The organism is Xanthomonas indica (genome assembly GCF_040529045.1).
GTDB lineage: Bacteria > Pseudomonadota > Gammaproteobacteria > Xanthomonadales > Xanthomonadaceae > Xanthomonas_A > Xanthomonas_A indica.
Genome location: NZ_CP131914.1, coordinates 4,514,238 through 4,530,210 on the forward strand (window position 1 = coordinate 4,514,238; position 15,973 = coordinate 4,530,210).

Sequence of the window (15,973 nt, forward strand, 5' to 3'; positions counted from 1 at the left end):
ACAGCGATGCAATGCCAACGCCCCTCTCCCATCGGTAACGGGGTTGGGGTGAGGGTCCGGCGTGCGAAGCGCCCGCGACGATCGGACGATAAGGGGCTTCGCCCGCACCCTCATCCGCCCCTGCGGGGCACCTTCCCCCGAAAAGGGGGCCATGGTCCCGATGGGAAAAGGGAGAAGCCGAGCCCCTCTCCCCCCGGGAGAGGGGTTGGGGTGAGGGTACGGAAGCGAAGCGCCCGCGGCGATATGCGACAAGAGGCTCGCCCACTCTCTCACCCGCCCCTGCAGGCACCGGATACCGGCCCGGCGAGCGGTGCCAAGCTGCAACCGCTGCAGGGCATTGCACTGACACGACGTCGCTGCGTCCGTCAGCACGTTGGCATCGCGGCATCCAGCGCAATCGCCGGCGCGCCGGGACGGCGCGACACAGCAGCGTCGCAGCCGCGAAAGCGGACGCAACGACAGCGCCCACCATCGCCCGTGGCACGGCGATTCATCGGCCTTCGGTATAGTCCCGCGCATGATCCTGCGCACGTCTCTCCTGCTGTTCGCCGCCGCGTTGTGCGGCCCCGTTTCCGCCCTCGCCCAGTCCCTGGATGCGCAACGCCCGGCGATCCGCTCGGCGATCGACGATGCCGAGCAGGGCCGGTTCGATCCGGTCCGCGCCGCTGCCTTCAGGCAGCATCCGCTGTACGGCTGGCTGGAGTACGCCAACCTGCGCCGCAGCATCGACAAGGTGTCCGATGCGCAGGCGCAGGACTTCCTCAAGCGCTACGCCGGGCAGCCGGTGGCCGAGAGCTTCCGCGCGCTGTGGCTGCCGGCGCTGGCGCGGCGCGAGGACTGGCCGGCGCTGCTGGCGAACTGGAAACCCACCGAGAACCTCGGCCTGCGCTGCGCCCAGCTCAATGCGCGCCAGGCCACCGGCCGCGCCGATGCGCAGTGGGTGGACGAGGCGCAGGCGCTGTGGCGCAACGCCGGCAAGTCGCTGCCCGACGCCTGCGATCCGGTGTTCGCGGTGCTGCAGGCGCGCGGCGGCATGACCGATGCGCTGCGCTGGGCGCGCGTGGAAGCGGCCGCCGACGCACAGCAGCCGGCGGTGATGCGCGCCGCCGCGCGCGGCCTGCCCGCCGCCGACCTGGCGCTGGCCAACGACTACGCCGCGTTCCTGGACGCGGTGCATCTGCGTGCACTGAGCTGGCCCAGGACCGAGCGCAGCCGCAAGGTGGCGGTGGACGGGCTGGAAAAGCTGGCCAAGGCCGACCCGGATGCCGCCGAGCGGCAACTGCCGCAGTTCGCCCAGGCGCTGCAGTTCAGCGAGGCGCAGCGCGGCGCGGTGCTGTACCAGATCGCGCTGTGGACGGTGGCCTCGTACGGCCCCGATTCGGCGCGCCGGCTCAATGCCGTGCCCGAGTCCGCCTACGACGAACGCCTGCACGAGTGGCGCGCGCGCGAGGCGATGGCGCGCGGCGACTGGCCGGCGGCGCTGGCCGCGATCCGCAAGATGCCGCCGGCGCAGCGCAACGATTCGCGCTGGCAGTACTTCGAAGCGCGCCTGGCGGAGAAGACCGGCAATCCGAGCGAGGCGCAGCGCCTGTATCGCGCGGCGGCCAGCTCCGCCACCTTCCACGGCTTCCTGGCCGCCGACCGGCTCAAGCAGCCGTATGCGCTGTGCCCGTGGGAACCGAACGACAGCGCGCAGGCGCAGGCGGCGGTGGCGCGCGACCCGGCGCTGATCCGCGCGCTGGAGCTGTTCAAGATCGACCGCGCCGGCTGGGCAGTGGCCGAGTGGAACGATGCGCTGAGCCGCTTCGACGACACCCAGCGACGCCTGGCGGTGGAAGTGGCCAGCGCCAACGGCTGGTTCGACCGCGCGGTGTTCGGGCTGGGCAAGCGCCCGGAAGAGCAGCGCCTGTATACGCTGCGCTTCCCGCTGCACCACGCCGAGACCATCCGCCGCGAAGCCGGCAGGAACGCGATCGACCCGGCCTGGGTGGCCGCCGAGATCCGCGCCGAGAGCGTGTTCAATCCCAATGCGCGCTCGCCGGCCAATGCGATGGGCCTGATGCAGGTGGTGCCGGCCACCGGTGCCAGCGTCGCCCGCACCCTCGGCCTGGCCGGCTACGGCGGCGCAGCGAGCCTGTACGACCCGGACACCAACATCGCCATCGGCACCGCCTACCTGCGCCAGTTGCTCAACACCTACGGCCTGCCCTATCTGACCATCGCCGCCTACAACGCCGGCCCCGGCCCGGCCTCGCGCTGGCAGACCCAGCGCCCGGGCCACGACCCCGACTTCTGGATCGAGACGGTCAGCTACAAGGAGACCCGCGAGTACGTGGCGCGCATCCTCGCCTTCAGCGTGATCTACGATTGGCGCCTCAACGGCGACGCCCTGCCGGTCACCGAACGCATGCTCGGCAAGCTGGACGCGCCGCGGAAGAAGTTTGTGTGTGAGGCCGGGAGTCGGGATTAGGGATTCGGGATTGGCAACAGCGCAGCGCGCCCACATGCAGGTAGCATCAACATAGGCAGGGGCGGTATTTCGTTCCGACAACCCCGCCTTTGCGAATCCCGAATCCCCACTCCCGAATCCCAGCCCATGAACACCTACCTCGTCGGCGGCGCCGTCCGCGATGCCCTGCTCGGGCAGCCGCCGGGCGACCGTGACTGGGTGGTGGTGGGCGCCACGCCGCAGCAGATGCTGGACCTGGGCTACAAGCAGGTCGGTCGCGATTTCCCGGTGTTCCTGCATCCGCGCAGCGGCGAGGAATACGCCTTGGCGCGCACCGAGCGCAAGGCCGGGCGCGGCTATCACGGCTTCGTGGTGCAGGCCGATCCGTCGGTGACGCTGGAAGAGGACCTGCAGCGGCGCGACTTCACCATCAACGCGATCGCCCGCGACGAGGCCGACGGGCGCCTGGTCGATCCCTATGGCGGCGTGCGCGATCTCGAACAGCGGGTGCTGCGCCATGTCGGCCCGGCCTTCGCCGAGGATCCGCTGCGCGTGCTGCGCGCGGCACGGTTCATGGCGCGGCTGGCGCCGCTGGGGTTCCGCGTCGCCGACGAGACCATGGCGCTGATGCGCACGATGGCCGCCGGCGGCGAACTGGAGACGCTGGTGCCCGAGCGCGTGTGGCAGGAGCTGCGCCGCAGCCTGGCGTCCGCGCAGCCATCGGCGTTCCTGCGCACGCTGCGCGAGGCCGAGGCGCTGCGCTGGGTCCTGCCCGAACTGGATGCCCTGTACGGCGTGCCGCAGCGCGCCGAGTACCACCCGGAAATCGACACCGGCCGCCACCAGGAACTGGTCAGCGACATGGCCGCGCGGCTGGCGCCGGGCGACGCGTTGATCGGCTTCGCCGCGCTGACCCACGACCTGGGCAAGGCGCTCACGCCGCCGGAGGAATGGCCGCGTCACCTGATGCACGAACAACGCGGCCTGGCACCGCTGCGCGCGCTGTGCGAACGCCTGAAGCTGCCGCAGGAGCACCGGCAACTGGCCGAGATCGCCTGCCGCGAGCATCTGAACGTGCATCGCCTGGCCGAGTTGCGCGACCGCACCGTGCACGAACTGCTGCAACGCTGCGACGGTTTCCGCAAGCCCGAGCGCATCGCGCAGCTGGCGACGGTGTGCGAGGCCGACAAGCGCGGCCGCCTCGGCAGCGAGGACGCCGATTATCCGCAGGGCCGTGACCTGCAGCGCCTGCATGCGGCCGCGCTGGCGGTGAACGCGCGCGATCTGGCCGCACAGGGGCTGAGCGGCCCGCAGATCGGCGAGGCGCTGGCCAAGGCGCGGATCGCGGCGATCGCCGCGGCGCGGCGGGAGCTGCAGGCCGACACGCCCTGATCGCGGCGACGCCGTGCTTGCAATCCACGCCGCAGGAGCAGTTCTGATTCCAGTCCTGGAATCGGCAACGACAGGTTTCCTGGAAATCGCGATCGCGACTGATGCGAACATCCAGGCCCACGTGTAGGAGCGGCTTCAGCCGCGACCGGCGTGATCGGGAAGGCCTGTCGCGGCTGAAGCCGCTCCTACGGGGCCATGACGTGCCCGCTTGATCATGGCAAGGGTAGGCATCCTCCGTCACGACGCACCTGGACGAACGGCGCGGCGGCGGTGACCGCCGCACTGCTCGCCAGGCGCGCGCTACGGCACCTGGATCGCCTCCCCGCTGGCCACGACCACCGTGGCGATCTGCGATACGGCATCGCGGCTGTCCACGTCGGCGATCGCCCCCAGCAGCGTGCTGTTGTCCTGCATGTCCAAGGCGTCCCGATAGCGCGCGTTGGCCACATCGGTCAGTTGCAGGCCGAGTTCGCTGACGCGCAGCGCCGCCGCGTCCACCACGCCGTCGAGCATCTGCGCGCCCTGCAGCGCGATGCGGGCGGCGCGCGCGTTGGCGACATCGCCGAGATCGACCACGCCGGCGAATCCGTCCAGCGTGCCTGCCGCGTCGATCACCTCATCCACCAACTCGCCATAGGCGATCGACACGCGCTGGGCCGACGCCGATAGCGCGCCTCCGGCATTGCCGCTGCGCCGCACGCGCAGTTCCGCGCTGGCGTCGCGCGCATCGATCAGGTCCAGCAATTCGTCGACGAGTTCGCCCTCGACGATGTCCAGTGCCTGGACCCGGGCGTTGCCGGCATCGGCCATGTCCAGGCGCAGCTGCGCGCGGGCGAGCGCGCCCTGCAGGTCGACCGCCTCGTCGATCAGTTCGCCATGGACGACGGCCAGGGCGTCTCCGGTGACGTTGCCGCTGTCCGCGAACGCGACGTCGAGCGTGCCGCCGTCGATGGACCCGGCATCGATCGCCTCGTCGATCAGCTCGCCCTCCTCGATCCGCGCGGCCAAGGCGTGCAGGTTGCCGGCATCCTCGAAGCGCACCGCCAACACCGCATCCTGTATCGCCCCCACATCGATCGCTTCGTCGATCAGTTCGCCGTCCACGATCCGCGCATCGGCAGCGACCGCATTGCCGCTGCGCAGCAGCGTCACCGCGACATCGGACGCGAGCAGGTCGGCAGCGTCCAGCGGCTCGTCGATCAGCCCGCCATCGCCGATACGCAGTGCGCCCTCGACGCTGGCGTTGCCGGTATCGGTCAGGCGCAGGTCGATCGCCGCGTCCTGCACGTGCCCGGCGTCGACCAGTTCGTCGACCAGCACCGCATCCTGGATGTCCAGTGCGCGCGCATCGACATTGGCCACGTTGGCGAGTCCGATCGCGATCTGGCCACCCAGCCACGGCCCGGCGTGCACCACCTCATCCAGCAACTGGCCGGCGAACAGGCGGACCGCGTCCGCCGCCACAGTGGCCACGTCGTCCGCCTGCACGGCGACGTGGCTGCCGCGCAACGGATGGGCGATCAGCGCGCCTTGCAGGCGGCCGCCGCCGATCGTCAGCAGGCCACGATCACCGCGCACCCGGTCGCTGCGCTCCACGGCGACCGCGAGACAGGCGCCGTCGGCCGCCGCGACCGCTGCATCGCGTGGCGCGATGAGCCGTTCGCTGAGGCTGCCGCCGCCCAGGTGCAGGTGGCTCTGCGCGGTCTGCAGGCTGACGTTGGCCGAGTCGCGCAGGCGCACATCGAGACGCGCACCGTGCGCGATGGGGCCGTCGACCAACGTGCCGATCAGCGCGGCCTGCACCGGCCCCGCCGGCGCATGCAAGCTGCCATCGGCCGCAAGCGTGTCCTCGCCCAGGATCAATCGCCCGGCCAGCGCCACGTTGGCGCTGTCCTGCACCAGGATCGCCAGCGTGGCGTCCGCACCGACACTGTGCACCAGCGTCGGCAACAACGACGGCTGCGCATGCCACTGCGCATCCTGCACGGCCTGGTTGGCCTGTCCGCAGATCGCGATGGCCAGGGTTTGCCCCGCGGGTACATCGAGCGGCGTGGCGAACCCGTAGGACTGCCAGGGCCCGCCGTTGCGGGCGATGAAGCGCCCGACCGCGGTCGGGCCGGCGCAGTCCACCGGCAACGCCGGCCGCCGGCACGCCGCCGGTGGCGTCGCGGCCCAGGTCGGCCAGGCCGTGGCCCATAACAGCAGGACGGCCCCGGCGCGCATGCTGCCCGCGCCGAGCCGCTTCGACATCTGCACTTGCGGCCGCTCGGCCGCGCGACGCGGCGCATTGCCGCCGCCATGCCATTGCTTGCGCCAAGCCACGACGACGCGCGACATTCCGTCGAACCACCCTTCACCGCTGCCGCAAGAACGCGGCACCGTCCGTACGATGCGCATGCCGATCTCCCCCTGTGGCGATCACTCGCGATCCTAATGCATGCGGGTGACAACACCGCGTGCCGGGAGCCAGAAGACTTTTAATCTTTTGCTCAACAGGCATGCCCAGCGGAGATTGGCGCCGCGGCGCTGCCGACATCGCCGATCAAGCGAACCGCGCTTCCGAACGATTCGCATGGTTGCGCCTGCACCCCGCGCACCGTGCGTCCGCCGCGCGGGCGCGCGCCTCAGTCCTCGGCGACGAAGAATTCGAAGAAGTCGCGCTTGTCCTCGGCGAAGGCACTGACCAGCTTGCCTTCGGGAATGCGCTTGACGCCGAGGCCGCCGACGCAGATGCCGAGGCGGCGAAACAGCGCGTAGCGCGGCCCGATCGCATGATCGGGATCGTGCGCCATCAACTGCGACAGTGCGCCCGGGGCATAGATGGCGATCCCTCGACCATTGGGATCACGTGCCGGTTGAGCGTCACGTAGCACAGCGCCTTGCGTTCGTAGACCAGTTCGCAGCCTTCGCGTGTCTCGGTCACGATCTTCTGGATGTTGTCGATCACCGTGGTGAACGGCGCACCGTGCGCCTTGGCGATCTGGGCCTGGCTGCAGCCGAAACGGAATCCGCCCACGGCGGCATAGGATTGAATCGCGTAGATCACCGAACGTTCCTTGTGAGGTGGAGCGGAGCTGGCGCCTGCCTGCGCCCGCGCGGCGAGGGCGCGGCATCGCCGATGCTCCGGCGCCAGGCTACCGCAACTATCCACGGCCGGCGGCACGATGTTTCCCTACGCGCATCGACAGGCGGTGCCGGCAGCCGCTTACTCCATCGCGCCGGCGATCCAGGTATGCCGGACCTGCAACGCATCGTCCAGCAGCACCAGGTCGGCCTGGTAACCGGGTGCGATGTGGCCGTAGCGGTGGTCCAGGCCCACGCACTGCGCCGGGTACAGCGAGGCCATGCGTGCGGCCTCCTCCAGCGGTACGCCCAGCCACTGCACGCTGTTGCGCACCGCGCTGGCCATGTCCAGCGCCGAGCCGGCCAGGGCGCCGGCGGCGTTGCGCACCACGCCGTCGATGGCGGTGATGGTTTCGCCGTACAGATCGAACGCGGGGCTGTCGGCGCCGACCATCGGCATCGCGTCGGTCACCAGGAATACGGTGCCGCGCGGCTTGGCCGCCAGCGCCACGCGCAGGCTGGCCGGATGCACGTGCACGCCGTCGACGATCACCCCGCACCAGGCGTTGCGGTCTTCCAGCGCGGCGCCGACCACGCCGGGATCGCGTCCCTGCAACGGGGTCATGGCGTTGTACAAATGGGTGAAGCCGCAGATGCCGGCGTCCAGCCCGGCGCGGGTCTCCTCGTAGCTGGCAGCGGTGTGGCCGGCGAACACGCGCGCGCCGGCCGCGGCCAGGGCGCGGATGCTGGCCGCCGGCACGCGTTCCGGCGCCAGGGTGATCAGGGTGACGCCGTTGTCCAGCGAGGTCGCCAGCGCCAGTTCCTCGGCGTCGGGCACGCGGAACTTGTCGGCGTTGTGGGTCCCCTTGCGCGCCGGCGCCAGGTACGGGCCTTCCAGGTGGATGCCGAGCACGCCCGGCACGCCCTCGGCGATGGCCTGGCGGGTCGCGGCGATCGCCGCACGCATCACCTCCACGTCGTCGCTGATCAGCGTCGGCAGGTAGCCGGTGGTGCCGTAGCGGCGATGGCCCTGGCCGATGCGGCGCAGCGCCTCGACGTCGGTGCGGTTGTTGAACAGCACGCCGCCGCCGCCGTTGACCTGCAGGTCGATGAAGCCCGGCAGCAGGCTGCCGCCGCCCAGGTCGTGCTGCACCGGCGCTGCCGCCACGCGCGGGTCGGCGTCGTCGAGCAGGGCGAGGATGCGCTCGCCCTCCAACAGCACGCTGACGCCATCGAGGAAACCGTCCTCGCCGAGCACGCGGGCATTGCGCAGCGCCACCGTGGTCATCAGACGGTCTCCGTCACTTTGTTCAGGTGGGGCGGCAGGTCCGGGTTGTAGCCGCGGCGCAGCGCCAGGGCGTTGATCGCGCGGTAGAAGCTCTGGATCGCCAGCAGCGGCGCGCAGGCCGGGTGCGGCGCGGCGACCAGCGGCAGGTCGCCGCCCGCGCTGGCCAGCCACACCTGCGCGCCGCGGCCGCGGAATTCCTCGGCCAGGCGCCGGGTACCCTCGCCCGCTTCGTCCGGCTGGTCGAACGCCAGCACCGGGAAGCCCGGGCCGACCAGCGCCATCGGCCCATGCTTCACTTCCGCCGAGCTGTAGGCCTCGGCGTGCAGGCCGCAGGTTTCCTTGAACTTCAGTGCCGCTTCCTGCGCCGCCGCCAGGCCCAGGCCGCGGTCGAGCACGAACAGGTTGTGCGCCTCGACCAGGCCGTCGGTGAGCGAGCGCCAATCGGCCTGCCAGGCCGCGCGCAGGGCCTGCGGCAGTTCCTGCAGCGCGCCCAGCAGCGCCGGGGCGTTCTTCCAGTGCGCGCCGAGCTGCAGGATCGCCGCCAGCGACGCCAGGTAGCTCTTGGTCGCGGCCACGCTCTTCTCCGGGCCGGCGCCGAGCGGGATCACCGTGTCGGCCAGTTGCGCCAGCGGCGAGTCTTCGACGTTGACCAGCGCCACCACGCGCGCGCCGGCGTCCTTGGCGGCCTGCGCGTTGCGCAGCAGGTCCGGGCTCTTGCCCGATTGCGAGATCACCAGGTACAGCGCCCCGCGCAGTTGCAGCGGCGCCTCGTACACCGAGCCCACCGACGGCGAGGCCGAGGCGGTGACCACGCCGAGCTGGGTCTCGAACAGGTACTTGGCGTAGGTGGCGGCGTGGTCGGAACTGCCGCGCGCGCAGGTCACCACGAACGGCGGCGGCGCGGCGCGCAGCGACGCGGCGAGCGCGCTCACCGTGGCGTGGTTGCGTTCGAACTGCGCGGCGATGACCGCGGCGGCTTCCGCGGCTTCGCGGAACATCAGGGTGTCGGTTTCGGAGGGCAGCGCCATGGGCAGGGTCATGTGGGGTCGGGGGAGGAGGAGCGGCGGGAATGCGGCTGCATGGGGGCGGTCGAGCCGCGCACCACCAGTTGCGGCACGAAGCCCTGGTTGTGCACCGGCGCCGGATGGTCTTCGTAGGCATCGCTGCGCAGCTGGCTGATCAGCAGCCGCGCGGCGTGGCGGGCGATGTCTTCGGTGGCCTGCTTGGCGGTGGTCAGCGGCGGCCACGACTGGCGCGAGAACGGGCTGTCCTCGAAGCCGGCGATGGACAGGTCGTAGGGCACGTTCATGCCCGCCGACTTGGCCGCGGCCAGCACGCCGGCGGCGATCTCGTCGTTGGAGCCGAAGATCGCCGTCGGCGGTTCGCGCAGCGCCAGCAGCCGCCGCGCGCCGCGGAAGCCATCGTCGAAGGTGTAGTCGCCGGGGATCACCAGGTGCTTGTCCAGGGTGATGCCGTAGTCCTTCAGCGCCGCCTCGTAGCCGGCATAGCGCTCGCCACTGGACCGGTGCGAGGTGCCGCCCCACAGGAAGCCGATGCGCTGGTGGCCGAGCTGGATCAGGTGCTCGGTGATCTCGTAGGCGGCATCGCGGTCGTCGACGTACACGCACGGGCCGTCCTGCGGATCCTCGGTGGCGGCGATGATGCGCACGGTCTTGATGCCGCGCGCGGCCAGCGCCGCGACTAGGTCGGCGCGCTCGGACATCGGCGCGGTCAGCACCAGCCCGGCCAGGCGCGAGCGCTGGGTCCATTCGGCCAGTTCCTCGGCGAGCATCGGCGCGGTGGAATCGCAGGGATGGATCTGCAGGCCGAAGCCGGTCTCGCGGCAGGCAGCGAGTACGCCGTTCTGCACGCCGATGATGTGGTACGGATTGGGGTTGTCGTACACCAGCCCGATCACGAACGGCGTGCCGCTGCGCAGGTTGCGCGCCGACGGATCCGGCTCGTAGTCGAGTTCGGCGATGGCGTGCAGCACGCGCGAGCGCGTGGCCTGCATCACCGAGGGTTCGTTGTTGATGACCCGCGAGACGGTCTTCAGCGACACCCGCGCCCGTTCGGCGACGTCTTTGATGGTGGGTCTGCGCATTGGAATGAGTTTGCCGAGTTGGAGAAAAGCGCGTCAGTTCACCGCGCGCCCTGGCCCACGCGGTGACCGCGCAGCGCGAAGAACAAGATGTACAGGTAGCACGCGATCATCAAGCCGGCGAAGACCACCTGGAAATCGAAGAACTCCTTCAGATGGGCGAACAGCTGCGGAACCGCTGCGCCGCCCACGATGCCCATGATCAACAACGCCGCGCCCTTCTCCGTGAACTTTCCCAGCCCCTTGATGGCCAGCGGGAAAATGGCCGGCCACATGATGGCGTTGGCGAATCCGAGCGCGGCGACGAACGCCACCGAGACATAGCCGCCGGTCAACATCGCGCACAGCGAGAACACGATGCCAAGGCCGGCCGAAATGGACAGGTACTTTTCCTGGGAGATGTACTTCGGGATCAGCACCAGGCCGACCAGGTAGCCTGCCAGCATGCAGGCCAGCGTGCCGATGGTGAAATACTTCGCGTAGTCGAGCGAGAGGCCGAGGCTGTTGCCGTAGATGCCGATTGCATCGCCCGCCATCACCTCGGCGCCGACGTACACGAAGATGCACAACGCGCCCAGCCACACGTGCGGAAACGCGAAGATGCTGTCGCGGCTGCGCTCGTCGGAGGCCGACGCGTTCGCCTTCTCGGCGCTGATCTCGGGCAAGGGCGAAAACAGGATGGCGACGGAAAGCACGGCAAGCACGCCGGCGATCGCCATGTAGGGGCCGTGGATGCGACCGGCGAACTCCTGCAACAGCAGCTCCTTCTGCGCCGGCGGCACCTGTTCGATCCGGGTCGAAAAATCCTCCATCCCGTGCAGGACCACCTTCGCCAATCCATACGTGGCCAGCGCTCCGGCCACCTTGTTGCAGATGCCCATGAGCGCGATACGGCGCGCGGCGCCATCGATCGGCCCAAGGATGCTGATGTACGGATTGACCGCAGTCTGCAGCAAGGCCAGGCCGCCGCCGATGATGAAGATGCCGCTCACCGCCCCCACATACGACCGGGCATTGGTGAACTGGCCGAAGATGGCGGCGCCGATCGCCATGATCAGCAGACTCAGCGCCAGGCCCTTTTTCATGCCGGTCAGCTTCAGGATGAACGAAGAAGGCAATGCCAGGCAGAAGTAGGAAATGTAGAACGCGCTCGGGATGAGGAACGCGAACGTGTCGCTGACGTTGAAGGCGACCTTGGCGAACAGGATCAACGGCCCGTTGATCCAGGTAAAGAAGCCCATGATGAAGAACAACAGGCCGACGATGGCGATGGAGGCGTAGGGACTGGCGGGCCGTGCGGTGGTCATGGGCGGGCGTGCTCCGGGTGGGCGCAGGGGTCGGCGATCAGCGTCGCAGTTCGGCGACGAAGTCGTAGTAGTCGTTGTGGCAATAGGTGTCGGTCAGCTCGATCGCGCTGCCGTCGCGGGTGTAGCCGACCCGCACCACGTGCAGGATCGCCTCGCCTTCCTTCATGCCCAGGTGACCGGCCAGCCGCGCCGGCAGGTTGATGGCGCGGAAGTACTGCAACGCCCGAACCACCGGGGTGCCGCGCTCGTCCAGGTAGGTGTAGAGCGAATCGGCGATGGCGTGCGGATCGGGCACCACGTGCTGCGGCAGCACCGCCTTCTCGTAGGCCATCACCCGGCCGTCGGCGCTGCGCAGGCGGGTCAGCGCCGCGACCACGGTATCCGGCGACAGGCCCAGGCGCAGGATCTCCTCGCCGTGCGCCGGGCGCGTGCGCCGCTCCAGCCAGCGCGTGCCCGGCTCCAGCCCCTTCATGCGCAGGGTCTCGCTGAAGCTGGCCAGTCCGCTGAGCTGGTGCTGGATGTGCGAAGTGACGAAGGTGCCGGCACCCTGCCGGCGCGACACCAGGCCCTGCTCGACCAGCGCATCCACGGCCTGGCGCAGGGTCACCCGCGACACCTGCAGGTATTCGCACAGTTGCCGTTCGGCCGGCAGCGCCTCGCCCGGCTTCCACTGCCCGCCCTTGATCGCCTCCACCAGCTTGCTGGCCAGTTGCAGGTACAGCGGCGTCGGCGCGTCCGGGTCCACGGCCAGCGCATGCAGACGCGGATCGGCCTGCGGCTTGGGCTTGGTCATGGCGCGCTCTCCAGTCCGCATGAATTCGTTATGTCCAATATAGTACCAATTCGCGGTCCGTGCACGCCGGGTCACAGCCGCAGGTACAGCCTCCGCCGATCCATCCACCAGCCCACCGCCCAGCACAGCAGGGTGTAGGCCAGCGCACAGGCCAGGCTGCCCCAGGGGCCGGGCAGCAGCTGCTGGAACACCTCCACGCCCAGCCACTGATACAGGTCCATGCCGCTGGCGCCGGCCGGGACCAGCCGCAGGCAGACCACGAACAGTTCGGAGAACAGGTAGATCGCCAGCGGATTGCGCCCGAGCACGGTGAAGAAGCCGCTGCCGGCCTGCCAGCCGCGTACCTCGATCGCCCACAGCAACGCGCCCAGCAACAGCAGGTCCAGGCCCACGGTCAGCAGCACGAACGAGCCGGTCCACAGCTTCTTGGCCAGCGGGAACCACGGCTGCCAGGCCAGCGCCAGCAGGACCATCGCCACACCGGCCAGCAGCAGCCAGCGCACCGTGCGCGCCTGCTTGCCGGCGTGGCGCACGTACAGCCCGGTCAGGTAGCCGGCAATGACATTGACCGTGGCCGGCAGCGTGCCGAGCAGACCTTCCGGATCGAACCCGCCGTCCTTGCGGTACAGCTGCGCCGGGTCCAGCAGCCACAGGTCCAGGCGCGTGCCGGCATTGCCGAGCTTGCTCAGCTCCGCGCCCGGCTGGCCCCACAGGTACAACGCGCCCCAGTACCCGAGCAGCAGCGCCACGCACATGCCCAGCAGGCCGCGCGGCGACAGCCAGCGGCACAGCAGCGCGGCCAACGCGTAGCACAGCGCGATGCGCTGCAGCACGCCCGGCACCCGGGTCTGGTCGATCGCGGTGACGCTCCAGTGGCCGTCGGCGCCCTGGTGCACGAACGGAAACCAGTACATCAGGAAGCCGAGCAGGAAGATCAGCGCGCTGCGCTTGCCGACCCGGCGCAGGAAGGCGCCGAGCGGCTGGCCACGGTCCAGCGCGAAGCTCATCGCATTGCCGACCGCGAACAGGAACGACGGGAACACCAGGTCGGCGGCGGTGAAGCCGAACCACGGCGTGTGCCGCAGCTGCGCGAACGCATCGGCCCCGGCGCCCGGCGTGTTGACCAGGATCATCAGGAAGATGGTCAGGCCGCGGAACACGTCCAGCGACAGGAAGCGTTCGCGCGACGGCGCCGCGGCGGGAAGGCGGACGGACGCGGCGCTCATGGCGCATCCACCTGGTGCAGCAGCGTGCGCACCGCCGCGACCGGATCGGCCGGCGCCTGCCGCACGTAGGCCGTGTCGCGCGCCACCCAGTCCCGCTCCCAGGCGCGCAGCCGTTGCTGCAGTTGCGCCTCGTCCACGTTGCCGCCAGCGACCGCTGCCTCGCGCAGCATCTGCAGCGCCAAGGTCCAGCGCGGCAAGTAGTAGTCGGCGTACATGCCCTGCCAGGCCTTGGAGGCGTAATCGCCGAGATTGCCCTCGCCGCCCCACACGCTGACCTGCGCCTTGGCGTCGCGCCGGTAGTAGGCCGCGTCCTGCGGGGTCTTGGCGTAACCGGCCGCCGCGTCGAGCCAGCTCGACAAGGTGTCCTGCTGGCCGCCGACCAGACGGTCGAGTTGCATCACCGCGTCTCGCACGCGCGCGACCGCCGCATCGCCGGCCGCAACGTCGCCACGCCGGTACGCGGCCACGGCCTGCTGCAACTGCACGTCCACGCGACCGGTGGCGTAGTGGCGGGCGAAGTCGACCAGGTCGTAGCGGTACAACGGCGCGTCGGCGTACTCCGGCGCCAGCGCCAGCAACTGCTGCAGGGCGCGGCGCAGCCGCGGCGGATCGCCGGGCGCGCCCTCGAACTCGCCGATGTCCAGCGTCGGCCGCTTGAACAACAGGTAGGCGCCGGCGCGGCTGCGCCACCAGCGCGGCGTCCAGTAGCGGGTCGACAGCACCGAGGCCTGCAGGTCGTCCCAGGCCGCGCGCAAGGCCGGCGAGGTGTGCCCGTAGCGGGCGCGGGTGTAGTCGTCGAGCCAGTCCTGCAGCGGGCGCTGCTGTGCGCCCCAGGCCAGTGCGTACATGTACTCGTAGACCACCGAGGTGGTGTGTAGCCCCTCCGGGAAGGCGCCGAAGCCGACCAGTTGCTGCTTGTCCTTGTCGGCGAGCAGCGTGCGCAGGTCCTCACGGTAGAACGCCAGGTCGCCGTACACCGGATTGCTGCCGCCGTAGTTGTGCACGTAGCCGTAGATCCACTGCTTGCCGTCGAACGCGTCGGACAGCTTCCAGGTGCCGGGGTAGCGGTCGTTGCCGATATCCAGCACCAGCAATTTGTCGTTGGGCACCTCGCGCAGGAATGCAGCGATCGCCTGCGGCGTCCAGAAGTGGCGGTCGGCACCGAACAGCCAGCCCTGCATCACCCACACCGCATCCGGGTTGGCGCGGTGGATCGAGGCGTACAGCGCGCGGCCGTACTCGGCCAGGCGCTTGTCGCGCTGCGCCGGCGGCACCTCGGGCGGCTTGGTCTTGGCGGTGTTGGCGGTGCTGTCGCCGTAGCTGGCCAGGCGCGCATCGCTGCCGTCGGCGGCGATCGGCGGCAGCATCTCGTTGAACGCATCGGCCAGGTAGTAGGTGCCCTTGCCATAGGTGCGGTCGTAGAGCTGGATGAAGCGCTGCGCGATCTGCGCGAACAGCGGATCGGCCGGATCCAGCCAGTAGGTCTCGTGGAAGCCCTCCCAGGCGCGCATGCGGTAGATGCGCGCCTGCGGATGCGCCTGCGCGAACGCCTTCGGCACATAGCCGGCGAAGGCCGGCAGCACCGGCTTCATGCCGAGTGCGCGCATGCGCTGCAGGATGCGCAGCTGCAGCGCGTGCTTGTCCTCGATCCACTGCTGCGGCAGCGGCGCGTCGTAGCCTTCGATGTTGCCCATGCGCTGCCATGGCGCGAACGCCGGGCCGGAGAAGTACTGCGCCAGGTCGGCATCGGCGACGCCGAACTCGCGCCACAGCGCCTGCCACACGTACTCCTGGCCTTCCATCGCCAGCGGCATGTCGATACCGTGCAGCGCCATCCAGTCGATCTCGCGCTCCCAGCGCGCCCAGTCCCACCACGGCGTGGTGTAGCCGTAGGTGCAGACGTTGAGATAGGCGCGGTGCGCGAACGGCGTGGCCATCCGTGGGCCGTGGACGTCGGCATACGCCGCCGGCAGTGCCACGCGGCTGCCTTCCCAGCTTACCGACGCCGCGCCGATCGACTGCAGATAGCTGTACGCACCGTGCGCCAGCGCCACCTCGGAGGACCCGGACACGCGCAGCGTGCCGGCCTCGGCGGTCACCTGGTACCAGTCGTTGCCGCGGCCGCGCGGTTGCCGTTGCAGCTGCAGCTCGGCCGCGCGCGGGCCGAGCGTGCGCAGCAGCACCTCGCGTGCGGTGCCGCCCTGCGTGTCCTGCGCGGGCGCGGCGACAGCGACCGGTGCCAGCAGCGCACAGGCCAGCAGCAACAGCACCACATGCGCGCGTCCTGACGCCGCCCGGAGGCGGCGCAGCCCGGCATGGCCATGCGGGAAGATCTGGCGGAAAGCATGCTTCAT

General features: G+C 70.2%; 12 protein-coding genes. 2 read left to right on the top strand and 10 right to left on the bottom strand.

Annotation, left to right across the window (positions count from 1 at the left end):
- Positions 1 to 517 precede the first annotated feature (517 nt).
- Positions 518 to 2,470, top strand: a complete 1,953-nt coding sequence (locus Q7W82_RS19360; protein ID WP_242160914.1) for a transglycosylase SLT domain-containing protein — start codon at positions 518 to 520, stop codon at positions 2,468 to 2,470.
- Between the two features lie 126 nt (positions 2,471 to 2,596).
- Positions 2,597 to 3,841: a multifunctional CCA addition/repair protein gene (locus Q7W82_RS19365; protein ID WP_242160913.1), complete on the top strand. Its 1,245-nt coding sequence runs from the start codon at positions 2,597 to 2,599 to the stop codon at positions 3,839 to 3,841.
- Positions 3,842 to 4,141: 300 nt separating this feature from the next.
- Here Q7W82_RS19365 and Q7W82_RS19370 read toward each other — a convergent pair whose 3' ends face one another.
- The 10 genes from Q7W82_RS19370 to Q7W82_RS19415 form a co-directional block, all read right to left on the bottom strand.
- Positions 4,142 to 6,178, bottom strand: coding sequence for a hypothetical protein (locus Q7W82_RS19370; RefSeq protein WP_242160912.1), 2,037 nt, complete (start codon positions 6,176 to 6,178; stop codon positions 4,142 to 4,144).
- Between the two features lie 287 nt (positions 6,179 to 6,465).
- Positions 6,466 to 6,633: a hypothetical protein gene (locus Q7W82_RS19375; protein ID WP_242160911.1), complete on the bottom strand. Its 168-nt coding sequence runs from the start codon at positions 6,631 to 6,633 to the stop codon at positions 6,466 to 6,468.
- Positions 6,633 to 6,887 carry a hypothetical protein gene (locus tag Q7W82_RS19380; protein WP_242160910.1) on the bottom strand — a complete coding sequence of 85 codons (255 nt, stop codon included), beginning with the start codon at positions 6,885 to 6,887 and terminating at the stop codon, positions 6,633 to 6,635. The genes Q7W82_RS19375 and Q7W82_RS19380 overlap by 1 nt, the downstream gene beginning before the upstream one ends.
- 159 nt (positions 6,888 to 7,046) lie before the next feature.
- Positions 7,047 to 8,192: an N-acetylglucosamine-6-phosphate deacetylase gene (gene nagA, locus Q7W82_RS19385; RefSeq protein WP_242160909.1), complete on the bottom strand. Its 1,146-nt coding sequence runs from the start codon at positions 8,190 to 8,192 to the stop codon at positions 7,047 to 7,049.
- The gene (locus Q7W82_RS19390) at positions 8,192 to 9,220 is read right to left on the bottom strand and encodes an SIS domain-containing protein (protein WP_242160962.1); all 1,029 of its coding nucleotides are present in this window, start codon (positions 9,218 to 9,220) and stop codon (positions 8,192 to 8,194) included. The genes nagA and Q7W82_RS19390 overlap by 1 nt, the downstream gene beginning before the upstream one ends.
- Before the next feature lie 8 nt (positions 9,221 to 9,228).
- The gene (locus Q7W82_RS19395; RefSeq protein WP_010343153.1) at positions 9,229 to 10,296 is read right to left on the bottom strand and encodes a LacI family DNA-binding transcriptional regulator; all 1,068 of its coding nucleotides are present in this window, start codon (positions 10,294 to 10,296) and stop codon (positions 9,229 to 9,231) included.
- Between the two features lie 38 nt (positions 10,297 to 10,334).
- Complete coding sequence (locus Q7W82_RS19400) at positions 10,335 to 11,600, bottom strand: sugar MFS transporter (protein ID WP_242160908.1); 1,266 nt, start codon at positions 11,598 to 11,600, stop codon at positions 10,335 to 10,337.
- 37 nt (positions 11,601 to 11,637) lie between these two features.
- Positions 11,638 to 12,393 (bottom strand): GntR family transcriptional regulator, encoded by a 756-nt coding sequence (locus Q7W82_RS19405; RefSeq protein ID WP_019796176.1) that lies wholly within the window; start codon positions 12,391 to 12,393, stop codon positions 11,638 to 11,640.
- 71 nt (positions 12,394 to 12,464) lie between these two features.
- Entirely contained in the window at positions 12,465 to 13,619 is a 1,155-nt protein-coding gene (locus Q7W82_RS19410) for a heparan-alpha-glucosaminide N-acetyltransferase domain-containing protein (protein WP_242160907.1), read from the bottom strand.
- A complete protein-coding gene (locus tag Q7W82_RS19415) occupies positions 13,616 to 15,973 on the bottom strand; it encodes an alpha-N-acetylglucosaminidase (RefSeq protein WP_242160906.1) in 2,358 nt (785 codons plus the stop codon). Before Q7W82_RS19415 ends, Q7W82_RS19410 begins: the two co-directional genes overlap by 4 nt.

Coding starts and splice junctions, on each gene's coding strand:
- Q7W82_RS19400 (WP_242160908.1), bottom strand. CDS start 11,600: ATGACCACCGCACGGCCCGCCAGTCCCTACGCCTCCATCGCCATCGTC.
- Q7W82_RS19365 (WP_242160913.1), top strand. CDS start 2,597: ATGAACACCTACCTCGTCGGCGGCGCCGTCCGCGATGCCCTGCTCGGG.
- Q7W82_RS19405 (WP_019796176.1), bottom strand. CDS start 12,393: ATGACCAAGCCCAAGCCGCAGGCCGATCCGCGTCTGCATGCGCTGGCC.
- Q7W82_RS19395 (WP_010343153.1), bottom strand. CDS start 10,296: ATGCGCAGACCCACCATCAAAGACGTCGCCGAACGGGCGCGGGTGTCG.
- Q7W82_RS19370 (WP_242160912.1), bottom strand. CDS start 6,178: ATGTCGCGCGTCGTCGTGGCTTGGCGCAAGCAATGGCATGGCGGCGGC.
- Q7W82_RS19375 (WP_242160911.1), bottom strand. CDS start 6,633: ATGGCGCACGATCCCGATCATGCGATCGGGCCGCGCTACGCGCTGTTT.
- Q7W82_RS19415 (WP_242160906.1), bottom strand. CDS start 15,973: ATGAAGCATGCTTTCCGCCAGATCTTCCCGCATGGCCATGCCGGGCTG.
- Q7W82_RS19390 (WP_242160962.1), bottom strand. CDS start 9,220: ATGGCGCTGCCCTCCGAAACCGACACCCTGATGTTCCGCGAAGCCGCG.
- nagA (WP_242160909.1), bottom strand. CDS start 8,192: ATGACCACGGTGGCGCTGCGCAATGCCCGCGTGCTCGGCGAGGACGGT.
- Q7W82_RS19360 (WP_242160914.1), top strand. CDS start 518: ATGATCCTGCGCACGTCTCTCCTGCTGTTCGCCGCCGCGTTGTGCGGC.
- Q7W82_RS19410 (WP_242160907.1), bottom strand. CDS start 13,619: ATGAGCGCCGCGTCCGTCCGCCTTCCCGCCGCGGCGCCGTCGCGCGAA.